This is a genomic window from Halopenitus persicus, assembly GCF_900107205.1.
Classification (GTDB): domain Archaea; phylum Halobacteriota; class Halobacteria; order Halobacteriales; family Haloferacaceae; genus Halopenitus; species Halopenitus persicus.
The window spans coordinates 56,941-79,653 of record NZ_FNPC01000008.1; the positions used below are offsets into that span (position 1 = coordinate 56,941).

A 22,713-nucleotide genomic window follows, 5' to 3' on the forward strand; every position below is an offset into this window, starting at 1 on the left:
TACGGGCCGTATGAACGGTATGACCGCCGAAATACGGCTGAACCGGCTCCGAACCGTCATCGACGCGCTCGAGTACCCGATCGAACGAGCCGACGCCCGCGAGGAGCTGTCCGACGTGACGCTGCTGTATGCCGACGGACGGGAGTCACTGGCCGCGGTCGTTGACCGGTCGAACGACGAGGTCTTCCGGTCGATGGAGGACCTCGAGGCCGCGGTCTTCGGGAACGTGCCGGTCGAAGCGGTCGGCGAACCGGGGCAGTCGGACGGCGACGCCTAGTACAGCCGATCTCGCGTCCATCGTACGAGGGTACTTGTCGTAACCCAGCGACGCGGATCGTGAGACGCCATCGCATATTTCACTTTCACTCGCCTGTTAACGTGGGTTTATATGGGAGAGCGAACAAGCGGGGTGTACATGCCCGAAGACGAACTCGAAGACCTCCCAGGCGTCGGCCCCGCGACCGCGGACAAGCTCGTTGACACCGGCTACGAGAGCTACCAGAGCATCGCGGTCGCCAGCCCCGGGGAGCTGTCGAACACCGCCGACATCGGCTCCTCGACCGCCTCGGACATCATCAACGCCGCGCGGGAGGCCGCCGACGTCGGCGGCTTCGAGACCGGCGCGGCCGTCCTCGAGCGGCGCGAGCAGATCGGCAAGCTCTCCTGGCAGATCGACGAGGTCGACGAGCTGCTCGGCGGCGGCGTCGAGACGCAGTCGATCACGGAGGTCTACGGCGAGTTCGGCGCCGGCAAGTCGCAGGTAACCCACCAGCTGGCGGTCAACGTCCAGCTGCCCCGCGAACACGGCGGGCTCGACGGCGGCGCCATCTTCGTCGACACCGAGGACACGTTCCGACCCGAACGGATCGACGACATGGTCCGCGGGCTCGACGACGAGATCCTCGAAACGGAACTGGAACGCCGCGAGATCGAGGGGACGCCGAACAGCGACGAGGCGCTGGCGGAACTCACCGAGGCGTTCCTCGATCGGATCCACGTCGCGAAGGCGTTCAACTCCAACCACCAGATCCTGCTGGCCGAGAAGGCCAAGGAGCTCGCGGGCGAGCACGAGGAGAGCGAGTGGCCGATCCGGCTCGTCTGTGTGGACTCGCTGACGGCCCACTTCCGCGCGGAGTACGTCGGCCGCGGCGAGCTCGCCGAGCGCCAGCAGAAGCTGAACAAACACCTCCACGACCTGATGCGGATCGGCGACCTGTACAACACGTCGATCCTCGTCACCAACCAGGTCGCCTCGAACCCCGACTCCTACTTCGGCGACCCGACCCAGCCGATCGGCGGCAACATCCTCGGCCACACCTCCACGTTCCGGATCTACCTGCGCAAGTCGAAGGGCGACAAGCGGATCGTCCGGCTCGTGGACGCGCCGAATCTCGCCGACGGCGAGGCCGTGATGCGCGTCCAGGACGCCGGCCTCAAACCGGAGTAAGCCGGCCCGAGAGGACGCGACGGGCGTCGGTCTCACACCACCCACGCGAGCCGACACCATCTCTTGCAACGATTTCCGCGACGACGTCTTTTGCAACGATTGCCGCGACCACCTTTTGAAACGATGTCCGCGATGGCGACTCACGAGAAGCGCACGCGAGCGTTTCGGGGTGAGATACCAACTGTTTGATAAAACGATCGTCAAGTTGTTCGGCAACATTTGTGCCGAAATTGCCGAGAATACGTCCTTATATTGGCCTAATTCGATTGTATATATGACGAACGTCGACTGAGAAACCATTATTATGCTGTTTTTCAACTCCACGATTTATATACCTCCATCCACCCCAGTCGAAACGTGATTTCGAACACGAACGCGGAGGAATCGGTTGGAATAGTTCACGATCGTAAACCATCTACCCTCGATGGGGCGGTGATCGCCTGATGGTGGGCGCGGGTCTCCTCGCGCAGGTCGATCCCTCGGTGATCGCCGAGGGCGTGAACCTGCTGTGGGTCGCGGTCGCCTGCTTCCTGATCTTCTTCATGCACGCCGGCTTCGCGATGCTGGAGGCGGGACAGGTGCGTGCGAAGAACGTGGCGAACCAGCTGACGAAGAACCTGCTGACCTGGAGCGTCGGCGTGCTCGTCTACTTCCTGATCGGGTTCGGGATCGAGGGCGTCGCCGGCGGCGGCGGATTCACGATGGAGACGCTCACCGGCGCGATGACCGCGTCGGACGGGGCCTGGGTCAACAGCTGGCTGTTCGGCGCCGTCTTCGCGATGACGGCGGCGACCATCGTCTCCGGCGCGGTCGCCGGCCGCGCGAAGCTCCGCGCGTACGTCGCGTACACGATCGCCATCGCGGCGGTCATCTACCCGGTCGTCGCCGGGATGTCCTGGGGCGGGAACGGGTTCCTCGTCGGGCTCGGCTTCACGGACTTCGCCGGCGGGATGGTCGTCCACGGGATGGGCGGCATCGCCGGCCTGACGGCCGCGTACGTGATCGGCCCGCGGATGGACCGCTACGCCGAGGACGGGTCCACGAACGTCATTCCCGGCCACTCGATGACGTTCGCGGTGCTCGGCACCCTCGTCCTGGCGTTCGGCTGGTACGGCTTCAACGTCGGCACGACCGCGACCGTGTTCACCGTCGAGAACGGCGAGCTCGCGCTCGGCGGGTACTCGGTCGTCGGCCGCGTCGCGCTCACGACGACGCTCGGGATGGCGGCGGGCGGCATCGGCGCGGCCCTCGGGTCGCTCGCGCTCACGAAGAAGGTCGACACGCTCTACGTCGCCAACGGCCTGCTCGCCGGGCTCGTCGGCGTCACGGGGATCGTCAACCTGGTCACCTGGTGGGGCGCCATCGCGGTCGCGCTGGTGTGCGGCCTCCAGCTGCCGTTCGTCTTCGAGTTCGTCTCCGACACGCTGAAGATCGACGACGTCTGTGCGGTCTTCCCGGTTCACGGCTCCGCCGGCGTCATCGGCATCCTGGCGCTGCCGTTCGTCCACGTGAACGGCTTCTCGGTCGACCTGCTCGTCTCGCAGGTGGTCGGGACCGTCGTGATCACGGTCTGGACGGTCGCGGCGACCGCGGCCGTCTTCGGCGTCTTCAAGGCGGCCGGTCAGGCTCGCGTCGCGCCCGAACACGAGCGTGAGGGCCTCGACGTCTCCGAACACGGCGTCGACACCTACCCCGAGTTCGGCAAGCCGATCGCCGCCGACGGCTCCGGAACCAGCGTCCGCGCCGACGGCGGCGAGGAGACTGGCTCGGAGATCAAGATGGTCACGGCCATCGTCCGCCCCGAGAAGCTCGGCGACATCAAGACGGCGCTGGCGGGGATCGGAGCCCCCTCGCTGACGGTGACGAACGTCTCCGGCCGCGGCTCCCAGCCGGCCAAGACGGGCCAGTGGCGCGGCGAGGAGTACGTCGTCGACCTCCACCAGAAGGTGAAGGTGGAGTGCGTCGTCGCCGACGTGCCGGCCGACGAGGTCGCCGAAGCGATCCGCGAGGCCGCAAGCACCGGCGAGCCCGGCGACGGGAAGGTCTTCGTCCTGCCGGTCGAGGACGCGCTGCAGGTGCGTACGGGCACGGCCGGCCCCGAGGCGGTGTAAGCCGCCGAGGCAGTCCGAATCGGTCCGAGCTTCGGGTGGTTTTTTAAGCAGTCACCCGCTCCATTTCGAGCAGTTACCCGCTTTCTTTTTAAGTAGCCACTCGGCCTCTTTTAAGTAATCTCCCCGAGAACGACCGCTCCGTGACGCGTCACTCCGCGTCGTCGAGCCGGTCCCGAACCAGCGGCGAGTCGGACGTCGTACACTCGGGTCGACCGCAGACGCCGGCGTCGGCGCCGGCACGTTCAACGCCCGCGGAGAGACGGTCGATCGACCAGTCGGCGTCGTGACCGTGGGTTCGTCGATGGTCCTCGATGGCGGTCCGTGCTCGGCGAAGGGACGTGAACGTCTCCGTGAACGCGCAGGACTCGCAGTCGACCGTCACGCGAGCGCTATCCATACCGGAGCGGTCGGGGTCAGCGGAGAAAACGATCACGGTTTGAAAAGCCTGAGCGAGCGGTCCGACGGGAAGCGGGCGACCGACCGCGCTCCGAACGGAACCCCTTTTTCACCTCCCGGTCGAAGGGGGGGATATGAACAACGACCGCTCGCGCGCGCTGTACGACCGCGCGCTCTCGGTGCTTCCCGGCGGGGTGAACTCCTCGGTGCGGGCGACGCTGCCGCATCCGGTGTTCGTCGACCACGGCGACGGCGGCCACGTCATCGACGCCGACGGAAACCGGTACGTCGACTGGGTGATGGGCTACGGGCCGCTGCTGTACGGCCACGACGTCCCCGAACCGGTGACCGCGGCGATCCAGTCCGCGGCGGCGGACGGCCCGATGTACGGCGTTCCGACCGAGATCGAGGTCGAACACGCCGAGTTCATCGCGCGCCACGTTCCCAGCGTCGAGCAGGTGCGGTTCGTCAACTCCGGCACGGAAGCGACCGTCTCCGCGGTTCGGCTTGCCCGGGGACACACCGGCCGTGACAAGATCGTGGTGATGCAGGGCGGCTACCACGGCGCCCAGGAGTCGACGCTCGTCGAGGGCGAGCCCGGGTCGCAGGCGCCCTCCACGGCGGGCGTTCCCTCGGAGTTCGCCGAACACACCCTGCCGATCCCGTTCAACGACCCGGAGGCCGCACGCGAGGTCTTCGCCGAGCATGGCGACGAGATCGCGGCGGTGCTCGTCGAGCCGGTCCTCGCGAACTCCGGGATCGTGATGCCCGTTGACGGGTACCACGAGACGCTGCGCGAGCTGTGTGACGAGCACGGGTCCCTGCTCGTCTTCGACGAGGTGATCACCGGCTTCCGCGTCGGCGGGCTGGGGTGTGCACAGGGCAAGCTCGGCGTGACCCCCGACCTCACCACGTTCGGGAAGATCGTCGGCGGCGGGTTCCCCGTCGGCGCGATCGGCGGCCGCGCGGACGTGATGGAGGGCTTCACGCCGGCCGGCGACGTCTTCCAGGCGGGGACCTTCTCGGGACACCCGGTGGCGATGGCGGCCGGCAAGGCCTACCTGGAGTACGCGGCCGAACACGACGTCTACGAGCACGTCAACGATCTCGGCGAGAAGCTGCGCGCCGGGATCACCGACATCTGCGCCGACCAGGCGCCGACGTACACGGTCGTCGGAACGGACTCGCTTTTCAAGACGGTCTTCACGCGCGAGGGCCCGACCGGGGAGGACCTCGAGGCGTGCTGCCCGGCGGGATGTACCCAGGACCCCGACTGTCCGCGGTACGACTACTGTCCGAAGACGGGCGCCGACGTCGCCCGCGCCGAGACCGACCGCTGGGAACGCGTGTTCCGCCAGGAGATGAAGGAGCAGGGGATCCTCCTCACCGGCAACCAGTTCGAGAGCCAGTTCGTCTCGTACGCCCACACCGAGGCGGACGTCGAGGAGACGCTCGAGGCGTACAAACACGCGCTCTAGGACGCGGAAACACGCGACCGCGGACCGAAAACACGCGACCGCGGACCGAAAACACGCGACCTCGGACCGAAAACACGCGACCTCGGACCGAAAACACGCGACCGCGGACCGAAAACGCGCGCTTAGCACGCGACCGTCGCCGCCGCTCGACGGACGGATGCGCCACATCCCGACGAGACCGAAATTGGTGGCCTTTTCACCGCCGGGACCGTCGGTTCGAGTATGACACGATCGCTTCGACTCGCGACCCGCGGATCCGACCTCGCCGTGAAACAGGCGGCGACGGTCGCGGACGCGCTCGCGACCCGGCGCCGGGAGGTCGAGACCCGTACGGTCGAAACCCGCGGCGACCGGATCCCGGACGCGCTCATCCACGAGCTGGGGAGGACGGGCGCGTTCGTCCGATCGCTGGACGAGGAGGTGCTCGCCGGCGACGCCGACCTCGCGGTCCACTCGCTGAAGGACGTCCCGACGGAGGGGATCGACGACCTCGTCATCGCCGGCGTTCCCGAGCGCGGACCGGCCGGCGACGTCCTCGTGACGCCGGCCGGGCGCGACCTCGACGACCTCGACCCGGGATCAGTGATCGGAACCGCATCGCTGCGCCGCACCGCGCAGATCAAGGCCGCCCGGCCGGATCTCGAGGTGGAGCCGATCCGCGGAAACGTCGACACGCGGATCGAGAAGCTGCTCGCGCCCGAACTCCAGCGCGAACACGAGGCGCGAATGGAGGCGCAGTCGGAGGCGAAAGGCGAGGCGGGGGGCGAGGAAAACGCGGCAGACGCTGCGGACGATGAGGACGACCGCGAGTTCGAGGCGACCGTCGAGGAGTGGTTCGACTCGCTGTCGGAGCTCGAACGGGCCGCGATGGAGCGGGAGGTCGAGAGCGAGTACGACGGACTGGTGCTCGCGGAGGCGGGGCTCGCCCGGTCCGGCCTGCTCGAGGAGGTCCCGACCGTGCGGCTCGAGCGCGGCGAGTTCGTCCCGGCGGCCGGCCAGGGCGCGATCGCGGTCGTCGCCGCGGACCCGGACGTGATCGACGCGGTTCGCTCGGCGGTCGACCACCCGCGGACGCGCGTGGAGACGACCGTCGAGCGGACGATCCTCGCGGAGCTGGGCGGCGGCTGCATCGCCCCGATCGGCATCAACGCGATCGTGCAGGGGTCGTACGTGCACACGACCGTCCGCGTGCTCTCGCAGGACGGGACCGAGGAGGTCGCCGAAACGCGAGACCTCGATATCGAGCGCTACGGGCAGGACGCGCGGGCGTTCGGTCGGGATCTCGCCGACCGGGGCGCGGACGAGCTGATCGAACGCGCGCGCAAACGGAGCGACGAGGATGACTGAGGACGACGTTCCGGCCGAGGCGGGGTCGGCCGATGGGGTCCCGACGGAGGATCCGGAGGAGGCGGCCGGCAAGGTGTACCTCGTCGGCTCGGGACCGGGCGATCCGGAGCTGCTGACGGTGCGGGCGAAGCGGCTCCTCGAGGCGGCCGACGTCGTACTCCACGACAAGCTGCCGGGCCCGGAGATCATCGAGTCGATCCCCGAGGAGAAGCGCGAGGACGTCGGCAAGCGGGCCGACGGCGAGTGGACGCCGCAGGAGTACACCAACCGTCGGCTGGTCGAGCTCGCCCGTGAGGGCAGGACGGTCGTGCGGCTGAAGGGCGGTGACCCCTTCGTGTTCGGCCGCGGCGGCGAGGAGCTCGAGCATCTCGCGGCGGCCGGCGTGCCGGTCGAGGTCGTGCCGGGCGTCACCTCGGCGATCGCCGGAGCCGGCGTGGCCGGGATCCCCGTGACCCACCGCGAGCACGCCTCCTCGGTGTCGTTCGTGACGGGCCACGAGGACCCGACGAAGGAGGATTCGGCGGTCGACTGGGAGGCGCTCGCGGCCACCGGCGGGACGATCGTGGTGTTGATGGGCGTCGGCAAGCTGCCGGAGTACGTCGCCGAGCTCCGGAGCGCGGGGATGGACCCCGAGACCCCCGTGGCGCTCGTCGAGCGCGCGACGTGGCCGGACATGCGCGTGGCGACTGGGACCCTCGAGACGATCGTCTCGGTTCGCGACGAGGCGGGGATCGAGCCGCCCGCCATCACCGTGATCGGCGCGGTCGCGGCAAGTCGGGACCGCGTGGTCGACGTCCTGGAGAACGCCAACGCGGCGCCGGTCGGAACCGAACCGGAGCAAAGACAGGGGAGGAACCGATGAGCCGGCAGGTTCGCGTCGCCGTCTTCCGCCCCGACGACGACCGGATCGAGGACGCGGTCGAGCTGCTGGAGTCGCTGGGTGCCGACCCGGTCCCCGACCCGATGCTTGCGGTGAAACCGACCGGCGAGACGCCGGCTGACGCGCCCTACGTCGTCCTCACGAGCAAGACCGGCGTCGAGCTCGCCGCCGAGCGGGGCTGGGTTCCGGCCGCGGAAACGACGCTCGTCGCGATCGGCCCCGCGACCGCGGCGGCGGCCCGGGAGGCCGGGTGGACGGTCGATCTGATCCCCGAGGAGTACACCTCCGCGGGACTCGTCGACCTGCTCGCAGACCGGATCGCGGAGGGGCCCGAAGGGGACGAGGGGGACGAAGGGACCGAGGGAGCCGAGGGGGGCAAGGGGGCCGAGGGCACCGCGAACGGAGGCGTCGCGATCGAGGTCGCCCGGTCGGACCACGGCAGCGCGGTGCTCACCGAGGGGCTCGCGGCCGCCGGGGCGGACGTCCACGAGACGGTGCTCTACCGGCTCGTCCGCCCCGAGGAGGCCGGCCGGTCGACCGAGCTGGCCGCCGCGGGCGAGCTGGAGGCCGCCGCGTTCACCTCCTCGTTGACCGTCGAGCACTTCCTCGAGGCCGCCGCCGAGCGCGGGGTCGAGGACGCCGCGCGGGCGGGACTCGCGGACGCCGTCGTCGGAACCATCGGCGACCCGACCCGCGAGACGGCCGAAGCGCACGGGATCGACGTCGACGTCGTTCCCGCGGAGGCGACCTTCGAGTCGCTCGCGACCGCGGTCGTCGAGCACGCGGCGCCGAGCCACCGCGGCGAGTGAGCGTCTCGGCGCGGCGGTGACCCGACCCGCGGCGGCAGCCACCGCCGGCAGCCATCGCCGGCAGCCATCGCCGGACCGATCTAGCCGCGGATCCGGTCGTCGAACGCCGCCCAGGCGTCGGGAAACGCCTCGAGTCGGGCCGCCGATAGCGTGTACAGCGCGTACTCGGCGTCCAGCCGAACCGTCCTGTCGTCCGTGATCCAGCGGCGGATCCGGTCGTCCGTCGACGCGATCCGGGACCGTTCGGCGGCAAGGAAGTCGCCGCCCACGGTGGGGTCGGCGGCCGAGACCGGAAGTTCCTCGAGCGCCGCGACCGCCGACTCGCGGGCCGACCGAACCGTCTCGGGCGTCGCCTCGCGATGCCCGCCCTCCTCGATGGTCGTTCGAACGCGATCGAGCGCCCGCCGGTTGACGTCGAGCTCGAGGGCGGTCGCGAGCGACCGGCCGAGCCGGCGCTGCTCCTCGAACAGGGTTTCGTGTAGATGCGAGACCACCCGGGCGCCCTCGGCCACGATCTCGCGGGCCGGGGCCGCGTCGGTCTCGATCAACTCCCGTGGATCGGCCGTCTTGTCGGTCGGATACTCGGCAGCCCGAAGGTCCTCGCGCGCGGTTTCGAGCGCCGCCGTAAACCGTCCTTCGTAGTCGGTGGGTGAGTCGGCGTCGGCATCAGCAGCGTCGCCGGTATCAGCATCGCCGTCGCCACCGCCGTTGCCCTCGTCCTCAGCACGCTCGCGGTGGCGCGTCGACAGGTGCTCGAGAGCTGCCAGCCGCGAGACGGCGCGTTCGACCTGCCCGGCCAGCGCGCCGACCCACAGCGCGTGCCCCTCGGGCGCGGCGTGGTGGTGCGTGGGCCGATCGAGGTCGGTACGGGCGCGGTCGAGGAGCGTCTCGAGACGGACGGCGGTGAGCAGGGTCCGGTGCGGGTCGATCCCCGCATAGGTGAGCGCGTCGGCACCGGTCGCGAGTCGATCCCGTGCGTCCGCGCGGGCGTCCTCGACGGCGGACCGCCGCTCCGTCGGCGACCCGACCGCGGCAACCGCCGCGGCGGCGCTGCGGGCGTCCCCGCGGGGGCCGTGGGATTCCGCGAGCGCGCGGGCGGCGGTCGGCGCGTCCGTGACGTCCCCGAGGCCGCGAGCAGCCTGCTCGCGAAACCGTTCGACCTCCCGGCGTGCAGCCCCGTTCGGAACGTCGGCGGCGGTGAGCGGATCCGGAACGTCGGCCAGCAGCGCGTCGACCCGGTCGGCTGCCGCGGCGACCGCCCCGGCGCTCGGCTGCACCGGTTCGGGCTGCGGCGGGGTCTCGATGGCGGACTCGACCGTCCCCTCGAGCGCCGCCGCATCGTACGTCGGGGGCGAGTCCTCGCCGCGATCGAGGACGTCGAGACAGCCGGCCGACGCGAACGCGAGACCGGCGCCGGCCGCTCCGAGAACCGACCGACGTGACCGGGTCACGCGTCATCACCGCCGTTCGTTCCGGTCGCGTCAACCGATTCGAGCCGGCAGTTCGAGCTGGTTCCGAGCCCCATCCCGGACGGGGACGAGTCATAGGCCTGCGGAACGCGCAGCGCCGTCACGAGCAGGTGGCGGTCGTCCACCTCGCAGGCTGCGTCCGCCGGACGGAGCCGTCGACAGCGGCTGGCGTGAAACTCGTCGGCCTCGAGCTCGACGTACTCCGTCGAGAGCGCGTAACAGGCCGAAATCGGCTCCTGGATCAGGACGGCCGACTCGGACTCGAAGTCGGTCGCGGCCAGGAAGGACCGGAGGGCGTCGACGCCTTCGGGTTCGCGGTCGAACCGAAGGCGGTCGAGATGGGCGTCCTCGAGAATGAACCACATCCGGTTCCGGAGTCCCCGGTCCTCGAGATCCGGCGTCGGGGTGGTGGGGGAGGCATCCGGTTCGGTCGTTTCCCTCCCGCCGTCCGGATCCTCCGGATCGAACCCGAACGGGACGATCGGATCGAGCGACGGATCGCGCAGCGTCTCGACCGCGAAGTCGGTCGTGGCCGACTCGGGCGGGTGCGAGGGGTCGTCGCCGACGGTGCGGCTCGTGGACGTGCTCCCGTCGAGACACCCGGCCGCGGCGCTCGCCAGGAGGGCGGCGCCCGCGGCGAGGAGGGATCGCCGGGACCGATGGAGGGCGGGCATACGTCCCGCTGATCGGTCACGATTGAAATAGCTACGGGAACCGACCGCGCGGAACGGGGAGCGATAGCGCGGCGGAAAGCCGACCGCGCGGTGCGAGCGGCGTCGACCGGACGACCCCTTTTAGGCGATGGCGCGTGCAGTGCCGGTATGGCCGACGAGGGGATCGACGACGGACAGCGGGATGACCGACGCGGTGGCGGGCAGCACGACGACGGCGACGAGGACGCGGACGCGGACGGCGACGAGGGGGGCGGCACCGGCGCGGACGACGAAACGGAAACCGCGCGCTACGCCGATCCGGACGAGAACCCGTACGTGACCGACCCGCCGACCGACTTCGACCCGGTCGCGGAGCTGTCCGAATCGACCGCGCGCACGCAGGCCGACCGCCTCCGGGCGGCGATCCGCGAACACGACTACCGGTACTACGTCGAGGCGGACCCGATCGTCTCGGACGCGACCTACGACGCGCTCTTCGACCGGCTCGTTGACCTCGAGGAGGCGTTCGACCTGCGGACCGAAGATTCCCCGACCCAGCGCGTCGGCGGGGAGCCGGTCGACGAGCTCGAGGCGGTCGAGCACGCCGCGCCGATGCTCTCGATCGACCAGACGACGGACCCCGACGACGTTCGGGAGTTCGACGACCGGGTGCGGCGGGAGCTCGCGGAGGCGGAATTCGACGGCGTCGGCGACGACTGGAGCCTCGAGTACGTCTGCGAGCCGAAGTTCGACGGCCTCTCGGTGGAGGTCGTCTACGAGGACGGCGAGTACGCCCGCGCGGCGACGCGCGGCGACGGGACGACCGGCGACGACGTGACCGAGCAGGTGGCGACGATCCGTGCGGTGCCGGGCCGGCTCCGCGGGGCGCCCGACGACGTCCCGTCGACGCTCGCCGTCCGCGGTGAGGTCTACATCCCGCGGGACGCCTTCCAGGAGCTGAACCGCGAGCGCCAGGAGCGCGGCGAGGAGCCGTTCGCGAATCCCCGGAACGCCGCGGCCGGAACGCTGCGACGGCTCGACCCCTCGATCGTCGCCGACCGGCCGCTCAGCGTCTTCTTCTTCGACGTGCTCGAGTGGACGGTCGGCGATGCCGGGACGGACGCGGCGGACGAGACGGACGCGGCGGACGAGACGGCCGGTGACGCTCCCGAGCGCCCGGCAACCCACTGGGCCGAGCTCGACGCCCTCGAGAGCTTCGGGCTGCGCCGGAACGACCGGACCGAACTCGTGACCGACGTCGAGGACGCGATCGACTACCGCGACCGGACCGCCGCGATCCGCGACGAACTCGAGTACGAGATCGACGGGATCGTGATCAAGGTGAACGATCTGGCGGCGTGTGAGGAGCTCGGGACCACCTCCCGCTCGTACCGCTGGGCGTTCGCCTACAAGTTCCCGCCGCGGACGGAGACGACGACGGTCGAGGAGATCGTCGTCCAGGTCGGGCGGACGGGACGATTGACGCCGGTCGCCCTCCTCGACCCGGTCGACGTCGGCGGCGTCACGGTCTCACGGGCGACGCTGCACAACCCCGCCGAGATCGAGGCGCTGAACGTGAACGTGGGGGATCACGTCCGGGTGTATCGCGCCGGCGACGTCATCCCGTACATCCCGACGGTCGTCGAGAAGCGGTCCGACGGCCCCTACGAGTTCCCCGAGACCTGTCCGGTCTGCGACTCGCCGGTCGAGCGTGACGGTCCGCTGGCGTACTGCACCGGCGGGCTCGGCTGTCCGGCCCAGCTCGAGCGCGCGATCGAACACTGGGCGCGTCGGGATGCGCTCGACATCGAGGGGCTGGGTCCCGAGACGGTCGAGCAGCTGCGGGCGGCGGGGCTGGTCGAGTCGCTGCCGGACCTCTACCGGCTCGACCGCGAGGATCTCGCCTCGCTGGAAGGGTTCGGCGAGACGAGCGCGGAGAACCTGCTTGCGGAGCTGGACGCGAGCCGGAACCCGCCGCTGCCCGAGTTTCTGGCCGCCCTCGGGATCCCGGACGTGGGCGCCGCGACCGCCCGGAACCTCGCCGAGTCGTTCGGCACGCTCGACGCGCTCCTCGAGGCGTCGGAGGACGACCTCCGGACGGTCGAGGACGTCGGCGAGACCGTCGCGGGCGAGATCAGGGAGTTCCTCGACGGGGAGCGGAACCGCGAGACGATCGCCGAGCTCCGCGAGCTGGGCGTGGACCCCGAACCGTACGAAACCGAGACCGGTGACGCGGAGCTCGAGGGACTCACGTTCGTGTTCACGGGCGCGCTGTCGGTCCCGCGGAGCGAGGCGCAGGCGGTCGTCGAGCGACACGGCGGCAGCGCGACCGGGAGCGTCTCCGGCAACACGGACTACCTCGTGGTCGGGGAGGACCCCGGCCGGAGCAAGCGACGGGACGCCGAGGACCACGGCGTCGAGACGATCGACGAGGCGGACTTTGCGGATCTCCTCGCCGACCACGGGATCGAGTGGCCGCCGGAATCGTGAGGACGGCGGACGCCCTGCCCCGTCCATCGAGCACGACGTACCCCCGTCCCGCGAGCGCCTCGAACACCCCGTTTCGAGCGCCGTCGAACACCCACAGCCCTTTATCCGAACGGGCGGAACCGGGGCGTATGACAGCCATCGAGCTCTCCGGCGTGACGAAACGGTTCGGGGAGTTGACAGCGGTCGACGACCTCGACCTGGCGGTCGAGGAGGGCGACGTGTTCGGCTTCCTCGGGCCGAACGGGGCCGGCAAGTCGACGACGATCAACGTCCTGTTGGACTTCGTCCGGCCGACGTCGGGGTCGGTCCGCGTCCTGGGACACGACGCCCAGCGGGACGGCGTCGCGGTCCGGGAGCGGACCGGCGTGCTCCCGGAGGGGTTCGACGTCTACGACCGGCTGACGGGACGGCAGCACGTCGAGTTCGCGGTCGAGTCGAAGGAGGTCGACGACGACCCCGACGCGATCCTCGAACGGGTGGGGCTGATCGGGGACGGCGACCGGAAGGCCGGCGGCTACTCGAAGGGGATGCGCCAGCGGCTCGCGCTCGGGATGGCGCTCGTGGGCGACCCGGATCTGCTGATCCTCGACGAGCCGTCCTCGGGTCTCGACCCGACCGGCGCGAAGGAGATGCGCGAGATCGTTCGTGAGGAGGCCGCCGACGGGACGACCGTCTTCTTCTCCTCGCACGTGCTCGGGCAGGTCGAGGCCGTCTGCGACCGCGTCGGCATCCTCCGCGACGGCCGGCTCGTCGCCGAGGACTCGATCGACGGCCTGCGGGAGGCGGTCGGCGGCGACGAGACGCTGATCGTCACCGTCGACGCGGCGACGGCCGAGGACCTCGAGGGGGTTCGCGCGATCGACGGCGTCGCCAGCGCCGAGACCGATGGCGAGGGGACCGTCCGCGTGAGCTGTGACAGCGGCGTGAAGACCGACGTGATCGGGGCCCTCGAGGCGGCCGGCGTGACGGTACGGGACTTCACGACCCAGGAGGCCTCGCTCGAGGACCTCTTCATCGCCTACACCGAGGGGGAGGTGGCCGAATGAGCTACCGCGCGGTCGCCCGCAAGGACTTCCAGGACGCGGTCAGGTCCCGGTGGATCTGGGTGCTCTCGGCGCTTTTCATCGTGGTGTTCGCCGGGCCGGCCCTGCTGCGGTTCACGCTCGGGATCGGGCTCGGCGACACCAACGAGGCGACCGGGATCACGGTGCTTTTCATCCAGTTCATGAAGGAGGGGACCGCGGTGCTCGTGCCGATCATCGCGATCGTCGTCGGCTACGCGTCGATCACGCGCGAACGCGAGAGCGGAACGTTGAAGCTCCTGTTGTCGCTGCCGCACTCGCGCGGCGACGTCGTGCTCGGGAAGGTGCTCGGCCGGTCCGCCGTCGTCGCGCTGCCGATCGCGATCGGCTTCCTCGTGGCCGGACTCGTACTGATCCCGGCCACGAGCGGGGGCGCCGTGAGCCGGTTCGTCGCGTTCGCGCTGCTGACCGTCGTGCTCGGCGTCGTCTTCGTCGGGTTGGCCGTCGGGATCTCGGCGGCCTCCGAGAGCGACCGCCAGGCGATGGTCGGGTCGGTCGGACTGTTCCTGCTCACCAGCCTCTTTTGGGGGACCGCCGCGGGGCGGATCGCCTCGGCGCTCAACGAGTACGCCGGCGTGACCGTCCAACAGCAGTATCTCGTCGAGCTCGGGCTCAAGGTCGTCAACCCGGTGGCGGCCTACAAGACGCTGGTCGACTCGCTGGTCTACGCGAGCCAGATGGAGGCCCGCCAGCAGCTGTTCGGGTTCTTCCTCTTCTTCGACCCGGCGGCCGCCGAGGCGCTCGGCGACGAGCTGCCGGTCGTCTTCACCGACCCCGTTATCGCCGCGCTGCTTGCGTTGTGGTTCGTCGTCCCGGTGTACGTCGGGATGACGGTCTTCGAGCGCGTCGACCTGTAGGCGGACGGCGCCGGTCGCCGCACCGACCGGAGCGTGGCGTGGATGGCGATCGGCGCGGCATAACGGCGGCGTAGCGTGACGGCGGCGTAGCGTGACGGCGGCGTAGCGTGATGGCGACCGGCGCGGCGTGACGGCGGTCGGACCGGCACGAAAGCCCTATTTCGGACGGGGCCCATCAGTCGACAGTGCCGACGTTCCGCTACCCGTGCCCCGGCTGTCACACGACGAACAGCCTCCACGAGGCCGACTGCGAGTTCGAGGGGGTCGACTGGCCGCGGATCGAGCGGGCCTACACCGACCTGTTGGCGGTGCTCACCCGGGAGCCAAAGGGGATCACGGAGCCGGAACTGCGCGCCGCGATCCCCGACGACTGGTCCGGGATCCACGCGGCCGCGCTCGGGCTGTTGGAACGCGAGCAGCGGGTCGTCCGGGACGAGGGCGAGGAGGGACCGCTCCGGCTGTTGACCGCCGCGGAGTTCAAGGAGCGCGTCTCCGAGCCGACGCGGGAGCCGATGCGGACGATCTACGAGCGCGGGTCGGTGCCGGGCTGTCACGACAACGCGGTCTTCGCGATGATCGCGTGGTACGAGATGGTCGGGCTCTCCTGGAGCGAGACGAAGGACCACGTGGTCGACTGGCTCCGGACCTCCGGCGCGTGGGACCGGGGCGGCTTCGAGGAGTCCTCGCCCGCGGAGCTCGTCGAGAGCAAGCGCCACGTCTACGACGCCGGGTACGGCTGGAAGGAGAAGGCGCAGGCCGCCAAACGCGTGATCGAGCGACACGGATGAGGCGCGGAGGGACAGGCGGGGTTCGGGGACGGACCGCAACCGCGACAGGTTTAGCACGCCGCCGGTCCTCCCGCTGGTATGGTCGGGGTTGCGACGCTTCCGTGGCCGGCGATCGGGTCGGTAGCCGCCGGGATCGGCAGTCTCGCGCTGATCCGATACGTGCTCGACCATCGCGGAACGCCCGGGGCGAACTGGTTCATCGCGGTGCTGCTTGCCCAGGCGGTCTGGTGTCTCGGCTACGGGGTCGGCCTGTTCGTCTTCGATCCCCGATTGCGACTGGCGTTCGAGGCGGTCGTCTGGCTCGGGATCGTCTGGACCGGGCTCACGTTTCTGGCGTTCGCGCTCGAGTACACCGGCCGCGGGGACGTCGTTCGCGGGGCGGGCTACGGCGCGTTCGCCGCCTTCGGGGTCGTGACCACGGTGCTGACCGTGACGAACCAGCTTCACGGCGCGATGTGGTCCGGGTTCGGTCTCGACCCCGTCCTCGGCGTCGCGACGGTCACGTACGCGATCGGCGCGTGGGGCTATCTGACGCTCGGCGTCGCGACCTTGTCGGTCGTGGTCGCGGTGGTCCTGCTCGTCGACACGCTGTTGAGCTACGGACCGCTGTATCGTCGGGAGGCCGCCGCCGTCGCGTTGAGTTCGATCCCGCCGGGGTTCGCCCTGCTGGCGTGGGCGTTCGGGGTCGGTCCGGTGCCGCAGCTCAACCTGGCGCCGGTGATGTTCCTCCCGCACGTCGCGCTCGACGCGTACGCGTTCGGGCGGGCCGACCTCTTCGAGCGGAATCCGACGACGATCCGGACGGCCGAGCGGACCGCGATCGACGACCTGGCGGACCCGATCGCGATCGTCGACCTGGACGAACGGATCGTCCGGCTGAACGACGCCGCCACCGCTGCCTTCGGGGGTGCCGACGGGTCGCCGCTGGACCGGCAGTTGACGGCGGTCGTGGGCGCCGACGTCGACCTCCCGAGCGCTGCGGAGGGCGGCGGTGGCGAAACGGGCCCCGGGACGGGGGGTGGGACCGATGACGGGGCCGGCGGCGAACCGGCTCCGGGAACGATCGAGCACCGAGTCGACGGTCGGGACCGGACGTACGCGGTGTCGGCGTCGCGGCTCCGCGATCCGGCGGGAACGCACGTGGGATACACCGTGGTGTTCACCGACATCACCGAGCAGGAGCGGCGGCGCCAGCAGCTGGAGGTGCTCAACCGGATCCTGCGCCACAACCTCCGAAACGACGCCGGGGTGGTCCACGGGTATGCCGAGCTGCTCGTCGACCGGGTGGACGAGGACGACCGCCGGATGGCCGACGCGATCGAGCGGCGGGCCGGCGCCCTCGCGGCGCTCGGGGAGAAGGCCCGCACCGTCGAGACGCTGATCGACGGCGAGCCGTCACGGCGGCTCTCGGTCGACGACCTGGTTCGTTCGGCCGTTGCTGACGTCCGGAACCGGGACCGGATCGACACGGCGGACGTGGATCTCTCGGTGACGGTGAACGGCCGGGCGAACGGCGGAACCGATGGGTCTCCGGAGGACGAAGCGAGCGGCGGAACCGATGGGAGCTCGAAGGACGAAGCGAACGGCGTGATCGAGGGGGAGTTCCGGGAGGCGACCCTGACCGCGGCGGTGACGAACCTGGTGGAGAACGCGATCCGCCATCACGACGGAAACGGGAGCGAGCGGCCGGACGGAGCACCGTGGGTCCGCGTGACCGTCGCGCTCGACGGCGACGACGTCGTGGTGACGGTCGCGGACGACGGCCCCGGGATCCCCGACCACGAGCTCGAGACGATCGCGGCCGGGGAGGAGACGGCGCTCGAACACGGGTCGGGGTTGGGACTGTGGATCGTCCACTGGGCGAGCGACGCCCTCGGCGGGACGATCACCTACACGGATCGATCGCCGCGGGGCACGCGCGCCGAGCTGCGGCTGCCGGGCGGGAAGGACGATCCGAGGCGGTAAGGCCGGCGATCGGCGGGGAAGAAGGCAGGGACGAACGGGAAAGAAGGCAGGGACGAAGCGGAAGAGAACGAAGCGATCGAAGTCGTTGGGCGAGCGCGAACCGCGTTACTCGCTCTGGATGCGGGGCGCGAGCATGAACGTCACGTTGCCCATCCCCTCGGCGAAGGAGTAGTGCAGCTTGACCGGGAACTCCTCGCCGAGCTCGACGACCACCTCGGCGTCCTTCGGAATGGCCTTGTTCATGTCCTTGAGGTAGTCCAGCGAGAACAGCGAGTCGGCGGGACCGGCCGTGAGGTCGATGAGGTCGTCACGCTCCAGGTTCAGATCGACGTCGTCGGTGTCCCCTTCGGCCTCGATCGAGAAGGCCTCCGCGGCCTCGTCGACGCGGAGCCGGATGTGGTCCGAGACCATGTCCGCGGCGGTGATGCCGCGGTCGATCTGGGCGCCCTCCAGGACGATCTCCGCGGGGAGGTCGAGCTCCGGAATGTCGGGCTCCTGACGGATCGAGTCCGGGTCGATGAGCGCGAGGGTGTAGGAGAGCCCGTCGATCTCGATGTGGAGCTTGCGGGTCTCCTCGTCGAGCTCGAGGTGGACGAGGTCCCCGGAGTTGGCCATCCCGGCGATGTCCTGCAGGCGCGCGAGGTTGACGCCGATGACGCCGCCGTCGGCCTCGTAGGACTCGAAGGCGGCGGCTTCAAGCGACAGATCCACCATCCCGACGTTGGCGGGGTCGACGGCGCGGATTGCGAGCTCCTCCTCGTTCAGGCGGATCTTACACTCGTCGACCAACACGCTCACCGACTCGAGCGCGTCCTGGAGCGTCGACGCACTCACGATGGCCTTGAACATATACGGACCGCTACGGCGCAATACCCTAAAAAGACCCGCGATCCGATATAGCTTCTTCGCGTGCGCGACGCGTGCGTTGTCGCTCGAGCCAGCAGTCGTTGCCCCGCTCAGTCGTCGCTCGGATCCGGCATCGACGACCCGACGGTTCCGGGGGTTCGCGTCGTCCGCGGGACGTCGATCCCGCCGAGCACCATCGCGAACAGCACGAGCGGCGAGAGGAACCCGAACAGGTAGAACGGCGCGTACTCGAGGGTCGGAACGCCGGTCACCGAGGCCATATACACGCCGCCGGCGTGCCAGGGGAGCAGCGCGCCGGTGGGCGTCCCGGCCGCCTCGACGGCCCGCGAGAGCTGATCGCCGTCGAGGTCGAACTCGGCGTAAAGGTTCCGCAGCGTCACGCCGGGGAGGACGATGCTCATGTACTGCTGGGCCGTGAGCGCGTTGATGAGGATCGCCGAGACGCCGGTGCCGGCGATCAGGCTGCCGGACCCCTGAACCGCGCTCGTGAGCCCGTGTGCGAGGACGGCGAGAACCCCGGTTCGCTCGAGGACGCCGCCGAGCGACAGCGCGGCGACGACCACGGTGATCGTCCACGCGGAGCCGGTGAGCCCGCCGGCGGCGAGGAGGTCGTTCACCAGGTCGCTGCCCGTCTCCGGGGCCGTCCCGGACATGAAGACCTCCCAGGCGGCGACGAAGCCGGTCCCCTGAAGGAGGATCGCGGTGGCGACCCCCGCGAAGACGCCGGCGACGAGCGACGGCAGCGCCGGGTGGCCGCGCAGCGCCAGGCCGAAGGTGACCGCCAGGGGGGCGAAGACGAGCGGCGAGAGGTCGTAGGTCCCCGCCAGGGCCCCCTGAATCTCGGCGAGCCGGTCGGCTGGGATCGCCCCGGCCGTGCCCAGGCCGATGACGGCGAAGGCCGCGAGCGCGATCCCGAACGCGATGGCCGTCCCGAGCCGCATTCGCCGGATGTGGGCGTACAGGTCGGTGTTCGTCACGCCGGCGGCGAGGTTCGTCGTGTCCGACAGCGGCGACTGCTTGTCGCCGGCGTACGCGCCGGAGAGCACCGCGCCGACGGTCATCGGCGCGGGCACGCCGAGCCCGGCGCCGATCCCGACGAAGGCGACGCCGAGAGTCCCGACCGTGGTCCAGGAGGAGCCGATCGAGAAGGCGACGACCGCCGAGAGGACGGCGGCGACCGGAAGGAAGACCGTCGGGGTGAGAAACGACAGCCCGTAGTACATCAGTCCGGGGATCGTCCCGGACGCGATCCACGTCGCGATGAGCGCGTAGATGACGAAGAGGATCAACAGCGCCTGAATGCCCATCAGCAGGCCGTTCGAGACGCCATCGAAGAGCTCCTCCCACTCGTATCCGAGGTACCGACCGATCCCGGCGACGAAGACGATGCTCCACAGCAGGGGCGCGTGCGGGTCCAGGCCGAGCACGGCCGACCCGATCCCGAGGAACGCGACCACCGCGAGGACCGGAACGAGCGCGAGCCGGAAGGACGGCCGCCTCTCGACCGGTATCTCCTCGTAGGTGGTCGGGGTGAACGCTGGTGCCATCACGCCGGTGTATGTTCTACACGAATTAATACTATTTGGAATATTCCTAGTAAGCATACGCGGCGGTAACGATCACCACGGTGAATATCACCACGGTCAGCGTACGCAGAACGGTTTTCCGTCCGCATCACGAGCGATACTCAGAGGATGAGCCACGATCGACCGGGGGGACGATCCGAGGATGGTCGACCGAACGGACGGAGACGTCGGTCGATCAGTGACGAGACCGAGGGACGACGGACCATCGATCGGCGAACGATGCTCGCCGCGATCGCGGGCACGGGGACCGGCGGGCTCGCGGGTTGCGGCGCGTTCGAGCGCGGCGACGACGGCGAGACGACGGCGACGGACGACGACGAGTGGGCCCGCAGCGTGGCCGAACGGTTCGCGCCGACGCTCTACTTCGACGTCCACGAGCGCTGGTTTCCGACCGACCCACGCCCGTATACGCGCGAGGAGGAGGGCACGACGATCGTCGACGGCTTCGACGCCCTCGACGGGTATCACCGCCGCTACGAGGAGTCCGAGGAGCCCCCGAACCCGACGATGTTCTATCACGTCCGCGAATACGCCGACTCGCCGCTCGCGGTGGTGCAGTTCTGGTACTACGCCGCCTTCGATCAGTTCACGACCAACTTCCACTGGCACGACTGGGAGGTGCTCCACGTGTTCGTGGACACGGACACCGAGGACCCACAGCTGTACGTCGCGAGCTCGCACTCGCGGGCCGTTCCGAACAACGAGTTCCTCGATCCCGACCCCGAACGGACCCCACGGATCCTCTCGGAACTCGGGTCGCACTCGAGCGCCCTCTCGGTCAACGAGATCCCGGACCGCTTCCAGCGTCTCTCGACCGACGGGCTGCTCGCCGACATCACGAACACGGCGATCGAGGGGATCGAGGACCTCGCGGAGGTCCCGCTGGCCTACGGACTGCCGCGGGACGAGGGGTCGGTGCTGCCGTACGTCGTCCCCGAATACGAGGGGGCGCCGATCCACGAACACGAGGATCTCCCGTCGGTGGACCGGGAGTCGTTGATCGACGACGTCCTCACGATCCGGTCGCTCGAGGCGATCCAGGAGCCGCCGGCCGACCTCCCGGAGCGGGAGACCGGGCTCGTCTTCGGGTACGGCGGGAGCACCGACGGCGGAGGCACGGACGGCGGAGGCACGGACGGCGGAGACACGGACGGCGGAGGCACGGACGGCGGAGGCACGGCCGGTGGAAGCACGGATAACGGAGGCACGGACGACGGAACGGGATCGATCGACGTGGAATACGATCTCGTTCCAACCGCGGAGATCGAGCACATCGACGACTTCGTCGGGCCGCAGTTGAGCTTCGAGTTCGCGGTTCCCGAGACGATCGAGGACGCGGTGGCGGGCCACATCTCGACGACGGGAACCCCCTGGAGCCAGCCGCGGTACGAGAACCCCGCGGCGGACGTCACGGTTCCGTTCCACAGACAGGCGCTGGCGGACCGGTACGACGCGATCGGGGACGCGGCGCCGATCAACACCGTCCTCACGCGCGTGACGAGCACGATCGCGGACGACGACGCGCCCGAGAACGACGGGGTCACGACGACCGAATCGGCGGTCGAATCGGTCGCGCTCCTCGAGAGCGACCCCGTGGCCGTCCCGACGTTCGCCGGCGTCGCCGCGGTGCACGACGTTCCCGAGGGCGACCATCGGTTGACCGTCAACGGCGCCGGGCAGGCACCCCACAGCGAGCGCGTGACCGTCGAGGGGAGCGGGTCGACGACCACGGCCGGCGTCGAGGGCGAGATCCCGCTCGTCGCGCGCGAACGCGCCAGGCGGATCTCGGTCAGCGACGAGGCGGCCGACGTCGAACTGTCGCGGGTGGCCCTCGAGGACGACTTCGGCGGCCGGCTGTACGACTCCGCAGTCGAGGGATCGGACGCGGTCTACGTCCACGACGGCGGCGCGTACACGGTCGAGTTCCGCGACGCGGACGACGCGGTGGGTGCGTCCCGCGTCAATCCGGATCCGGCCGCCGAATCGGCGATCCGGATCGATCGCCCCGAGACCGGGACCGCGTCGCTGGCCGCCTTCGTGGGCGATATCGCGGATGAAACGCGGGCGGAGATCGCCGCGGTCGAGGACGAACGGGACGATGAGGGGGACGGCGACACGGACGCTGACGAGACGGACGCCGACGGGACGCCGACCGACGGGGGTACCGAGAACGCCGGAGGCGGCTCCTCCGGAACCGACCGGGACGGCTCCGAGAACGCGGTCGTCGGACTCCGTCGTTCCCTCGAAGCGATCGCCGAGAGCGCGCGGGCGGCGGCGGCGGCCTCGCGGGCCGGAAACCGCCGCGCCGCGGAGCAGCGGCTCGAGGCGGTTCGCGACCGGCTCGAACGCGCGGTCGAGCGTCTCGAGGCGGCGGGGGATGGCGTTCCCGCGCCGCTGTCACGGGCGACGCGTCGCCGCCTCGATCAGGCGTCGCGTCGGGCGGAGCAGGCACGGAACTCCCGAAAACCGTGACGTACGAGCCGTGTGG

The 22,713-nt window shown here is 70.1% G+C and carries 18 protein-coding genes; 13 read left to right on the forward strand and 5 right to left on the reverse strand.

Annotated elements, in window-relative coordinates:
- The first annotated feature begins 19 nt into the window (after nt 1-19).
- The 3 genes from BLV25_RS12800 (at nt 20) to BLV25_RS12810 (ending at nt 3,558) form a co-directional block, all read left to right on the forward strand.
- The gene (locus tag BLV25_RS12800; protein WP_021074952.1) at nt 20-277 is read left to right on the forward strand and encodes a DUF5789 family protein; all 258 of its coding nucleotides are present in this window, start codon (nt 20-22) and stop codon (nt 275-277) included.
- 138 nt (nt 278-415) lie between these two features.
- Nucleotides 416-1,447: a DNA repair and recombination protein RadA gene (gene radA, locus BLV25_RS12805; RefSeq protein WP_021074953.1), complete on the forward strand. Its 1,032-nt coding sequence runs from the start codon at nt 416-418 to the stop codon at nt 1,445-1,447.
- Nucleotides 1,448-1,890: 443 nt separating this feature from the next.
- Entirely contained in the window at nt 1,891-3,558 is a 1,668-nt protein-coding gene (locus BLV25_RS12810; protein ID WP_092733959.1) for an ammonium transporter, read from the forward strand.
- A gap of 148 nt (nt 3,559-3,706) precedes the next feature.
- Here the strand turns inward: BLV25_RS12810 and BLV25_RS12815 are convergent, their stop codons facing one another.
- Complete coding sequence (locus BLV25_RS12815; RefSeq protein ID WP_021074955.1) at nt 3,707-3,955, reverse strand: DUF7542 family protein; 249 nt, start codon at nt 3,953-3,955, stop codon at nt 3,707-3,709.
- Nucleotides 3,956-4,088: 133 nt separating this feature from the next.
- Between BLV25_RS12815 and hemL the strand changes: the two genes are divergently transcribed.
- From hemL to BLV25_RS12835, 4 genes are all read left to right on the forward strand, one after another.
- Entirely contained in the window at nt 4,089-5,432 is a 1,344-nt protein-coding gene (gene hemL, locus BLV25_RS12820; protein WP_092733962.1) for a glutamate-1-semialdehyde 2,1-aminomutase, read from the forward strand.
- Nucleotides 5,433-5,654: 222 nt separating this feature from the next.
- Entirely contained in the window at nt 5,655-6,779 is a 1,125-nt protein-coding gene (gene hemC, locus BLV25_RS12825; protein WP_021074957.1) for a hydroxymethylbilane synthase, read from the forward strand.
- Nucleotides 6,772-7,641: a uroporphyrinogen-III C-methyltransferase gene (gene cobA / locus BLV25_RS12830; protein WP_092733965.1), complete on the forward strand. Its 870-nt coding sequence runs from the start codon at nt 6,772-6,774 to the stop codon at nt 7,639-7,641. Before hemC ends, cobA begins: the two co-directional genes overlap by 8 nt.
- On the forward strand, nt 7,638-8,468 hold the full coding sequence (locus tag BLV25_RS12835; protein ID WP_092733968.1) for a uroporphyrinogen-III synthase: 831 nt from the start codon (nt 7,638-7,640) through the stop codon (nt 8,466-8,468). Before cobA ends, BLV25_RS12835 begins: the two co-directional genes overlap by 4 nt.
- Before the next feature lie 80 nt (nt 8,469-8,548).
- On the opposite strand, the gene BLV25_RS12840 is transcribed toward BLV25_RS12835, so the two are convergent.
- Together BLV25_RS12840 and BLV25_RS12845 are read right to left on the reverse strand one after the other, a co-directional pair.
- Complete coding sequence (locus BLV25_RS12840; RefSeq protein WP_092733971.1) at nt 8,549-9,919, reverse strand: hypothetical protein; 1,371 nt, start codon at nt 9,917-9,919, stop codon at nt 8,549-8,551.
- Nucleotides 9,916-10,611: a hypothetical protein gene (locus BLV25_RS12845; RefSeq protein WP_021074821.1), complete on the reverse strand. Its 696-nt coding sequence runs from the start codon at nt 10,609-10,611 to the stop codon at nt 9,916-9,918. The genes BLV25_RS12840 and BLV25_RS12845 overlap by 4 nt, the downstream gene beginning before the upstream one ends.
- Before the next feature lie 147 nt (nt 10,612-10,758).
- Here BLV25_RS12845 and ligA point away from each other — a divergent pair, with 147 nt between their 5' ends.
- From ligA to BLV25_RS12870, 5 genes are all read left to right on the forward strand, one after another.
- The gene (gene ligA / locus BLV25_RS12850; RefSeq protein WP_092733974.1) at nt 10,759-13,080 is read left to right on the forward strand and encodes an NAD-dependent DNA ligase LigA; all 2,322 of its coding nucleotides are present in this window, start codon (nt 10,759-10,761) and stop codon (nt 13,078-13,080) included.
- A gap of 128 nt (nt 13,081-13,208) precedes the next feature.
- Entirely contained in the window at nt 13,209-14,126 is a 918-nt protein-coding gene (locus BLV25_RS12855; protein WP_092733977.1) for an ABC transporter ATP-binding protein, read from the forward strand.
- Nucleotides 14,123-15,019: an ABC transporter permease gene (locus BLV25_RS12860; RefSeq protein ID WP_021074818.1), complete on the forward strand. Its 897-nt coding sequence runs from the start codon at nt 14,123-14,125 to the stop codon at nt 15,017-15,019. Before BLV25_RS12855 ends, BLV25_RS12860 begins: the two co-directional genes overlap by 4 nt.
- Before the next feature lie 185 nt (nt 15,020-15,204).
- Nucleotides 15,205-15,807 (forward strand): DUF7474 family protein, encoded by a 603-nt coding sequence (locus BLV25_RS12865; protein WP_021074817.1) that lies wholly within the window; start codon nt 15,205-15,207, stop codon nt 15,805-15,807.
- 78 nt (nt 15,808-15,885) lie between these two features.
- The gene (locus BLV25_RS12870; protein WP_092733979.1) at nt 15,886-17,772 is read left to right on the forward strand and encodes a histidine kinase N-terminal 7TM domain-containing protein; all 1,887 of its coding nucleotides are present in this window, start codon (nt 15,886-15,888) and stop codon (nt 17,770-17,772) included.
- A gap of 105 nt (nt 17,773-17,877) precedes the next feature.
- Here BLV25_RS12870 and BLV25_RS12875 read toward each other — a convergent pair whose 3' ends face one another.
- Both BLV25_RS12875 and arcD read right to left on the reverse strand, forming a co-directional pair.
- Entirely contained in the window at nt 17,878-18,621 is a 744-nt protein-coding gene (locus tag BLV25_RS12875) for a DNA polymerase sliding clamp (protein WP_021074808.1), read from the reverse strand.
- A 107-nt stretch (nt 18,622-18,728) separates the two neighbouring features.
- Nucleotides 18,729-20,186, reverse strand: coding sequence for an arginine/ornithine antiporter ArcD (gene arcD, locus BLV25_RS12880; protein WP_092733982.1), 1,458 nt, complete (start codon nt 20,184-20,186; stop codon nt 18,729-18,731).
- A 258-nt stretch (nt 20,187-20,444) separates the two neighbouring features.
- Between arcD and BLV25_RS12885 the strand changes: the two genes are divergently transcribed.
- Complete coding sequence (locus tag BLV25_RS12885; protein ID WP_394327128.1) at nt 20,445-22,697, forward strand: hypothetical protein; 2,253 nt, start codon at nt 20,445-20,447, stop codon at nt 22,695-22,697.
- Nucleotides 22,698-22,713: the final 16 nt, after the last annotated feature.

Coding starts and splice junctions, on each gene's coding strand:
- BLV25_RS12815 (WP_021074955.1), bottom strand. CDS start 3,955: ATGGATAGCGCTCGCGTGACGGTCGACTGCGAGTCCTGCGCGTTCACG.
- BLV25_RS12860 (WP_021074818.1), top strand. CDS start 14,123: ATGAGCTACCGCGCGGTCGCCCGCAAGGACTTCCAGGACGCGGTCAGG.
- hemC (WP_021074957.1), top strand. CDS start 5,655: ATGACACGATCGCTTCGACTCGCGACCCGCGGATCCGACCTCGCCGTG.
- BLV25_RS12855 (WP_092733977.1), top strand. CDS start 13,209: ATGACAGCCATCGAGCTCTCCGGCGTGACGAAACGGTTCGGGGAGTTG.
- hemL (WP_092733962.1), top strand. CDS start 4,089: ATGAACAACGACCGCTCGCGCGCGCTGTACGACCGCGCGCTCTCGGTG.
- BLV25_RS12800 (WP_021074952.1), top strand. CDS start 20: ATGACCGCCGAAATACGGCTGAACCGGCTCCGAACCGTCATCGACGCG.
- ligA (WP_092733974.1), top strand. CDS start 10,759: ATGGCCGACGAGGGGATCGACGACGGACAGCGGGATGACCGACGCGGT.
- BLV25_RS12875 (WP_021074808.1), bottom strand. CDS start 18,621: ATGTTCAAGGCCATCGTGAGTGCGTCGACGCTCCAGGACGCGCTCGAG.
- cobA (WP_092733965.1), top strand. CDS start 6,772: ATGACTGAGGACGACGTTCCGGCCGAGGCGGGGTCGGCCGATGGGGTC.
- BLV25_RS12845 (WP_021074821.1), bottom strand. CDS start 10,611: ATGCCCGCCCTCCATCGGTCCCGGCGATCCCTCCTCGCCGCGGGCGCC.
- arcD (WP_092733982.1), bottom strand. CDS start 20,186: ATGGCACCAGCGTTCACCCCGACCACCTACGAGGAGATACCGGTCGAG.
- BLV25_RS12870 (WP_092733979.1), top strand. CDS start 15,886: ATGGTCGGGGTTGCGACGCTTCCGTGGCCGGCGATCGGGTCGGTAGCC.
- BLV25_RS12835 (WP_092733968.1), top strand. CDS start 7,638: ATGAGCCGGCAGGTTCGCGTCGCCGTCTTCCGCCCCGACGACGACCGG.
- radA (WP_021074953.1), top strand. CDS start 416: ATGCCCGAAGACGAACTCGAAGACCTCCCAGGCGTCGGCCCCGCGACC.
- BLV25_RS12810 (WP_092733959.1), top strand. CDS start 1,891: ATGGTGGGCGCGGGTCTCCTCGCGCAGGTCGATCCCTCGGTGATCGCC.
- BLV25_RS12885 (WP_394327128.1), top strand. CDS start 20,445: ATGCTCGCCGCGATCGCGGGCACGGGGACCGGCGGGCTCGCGGGTTGC.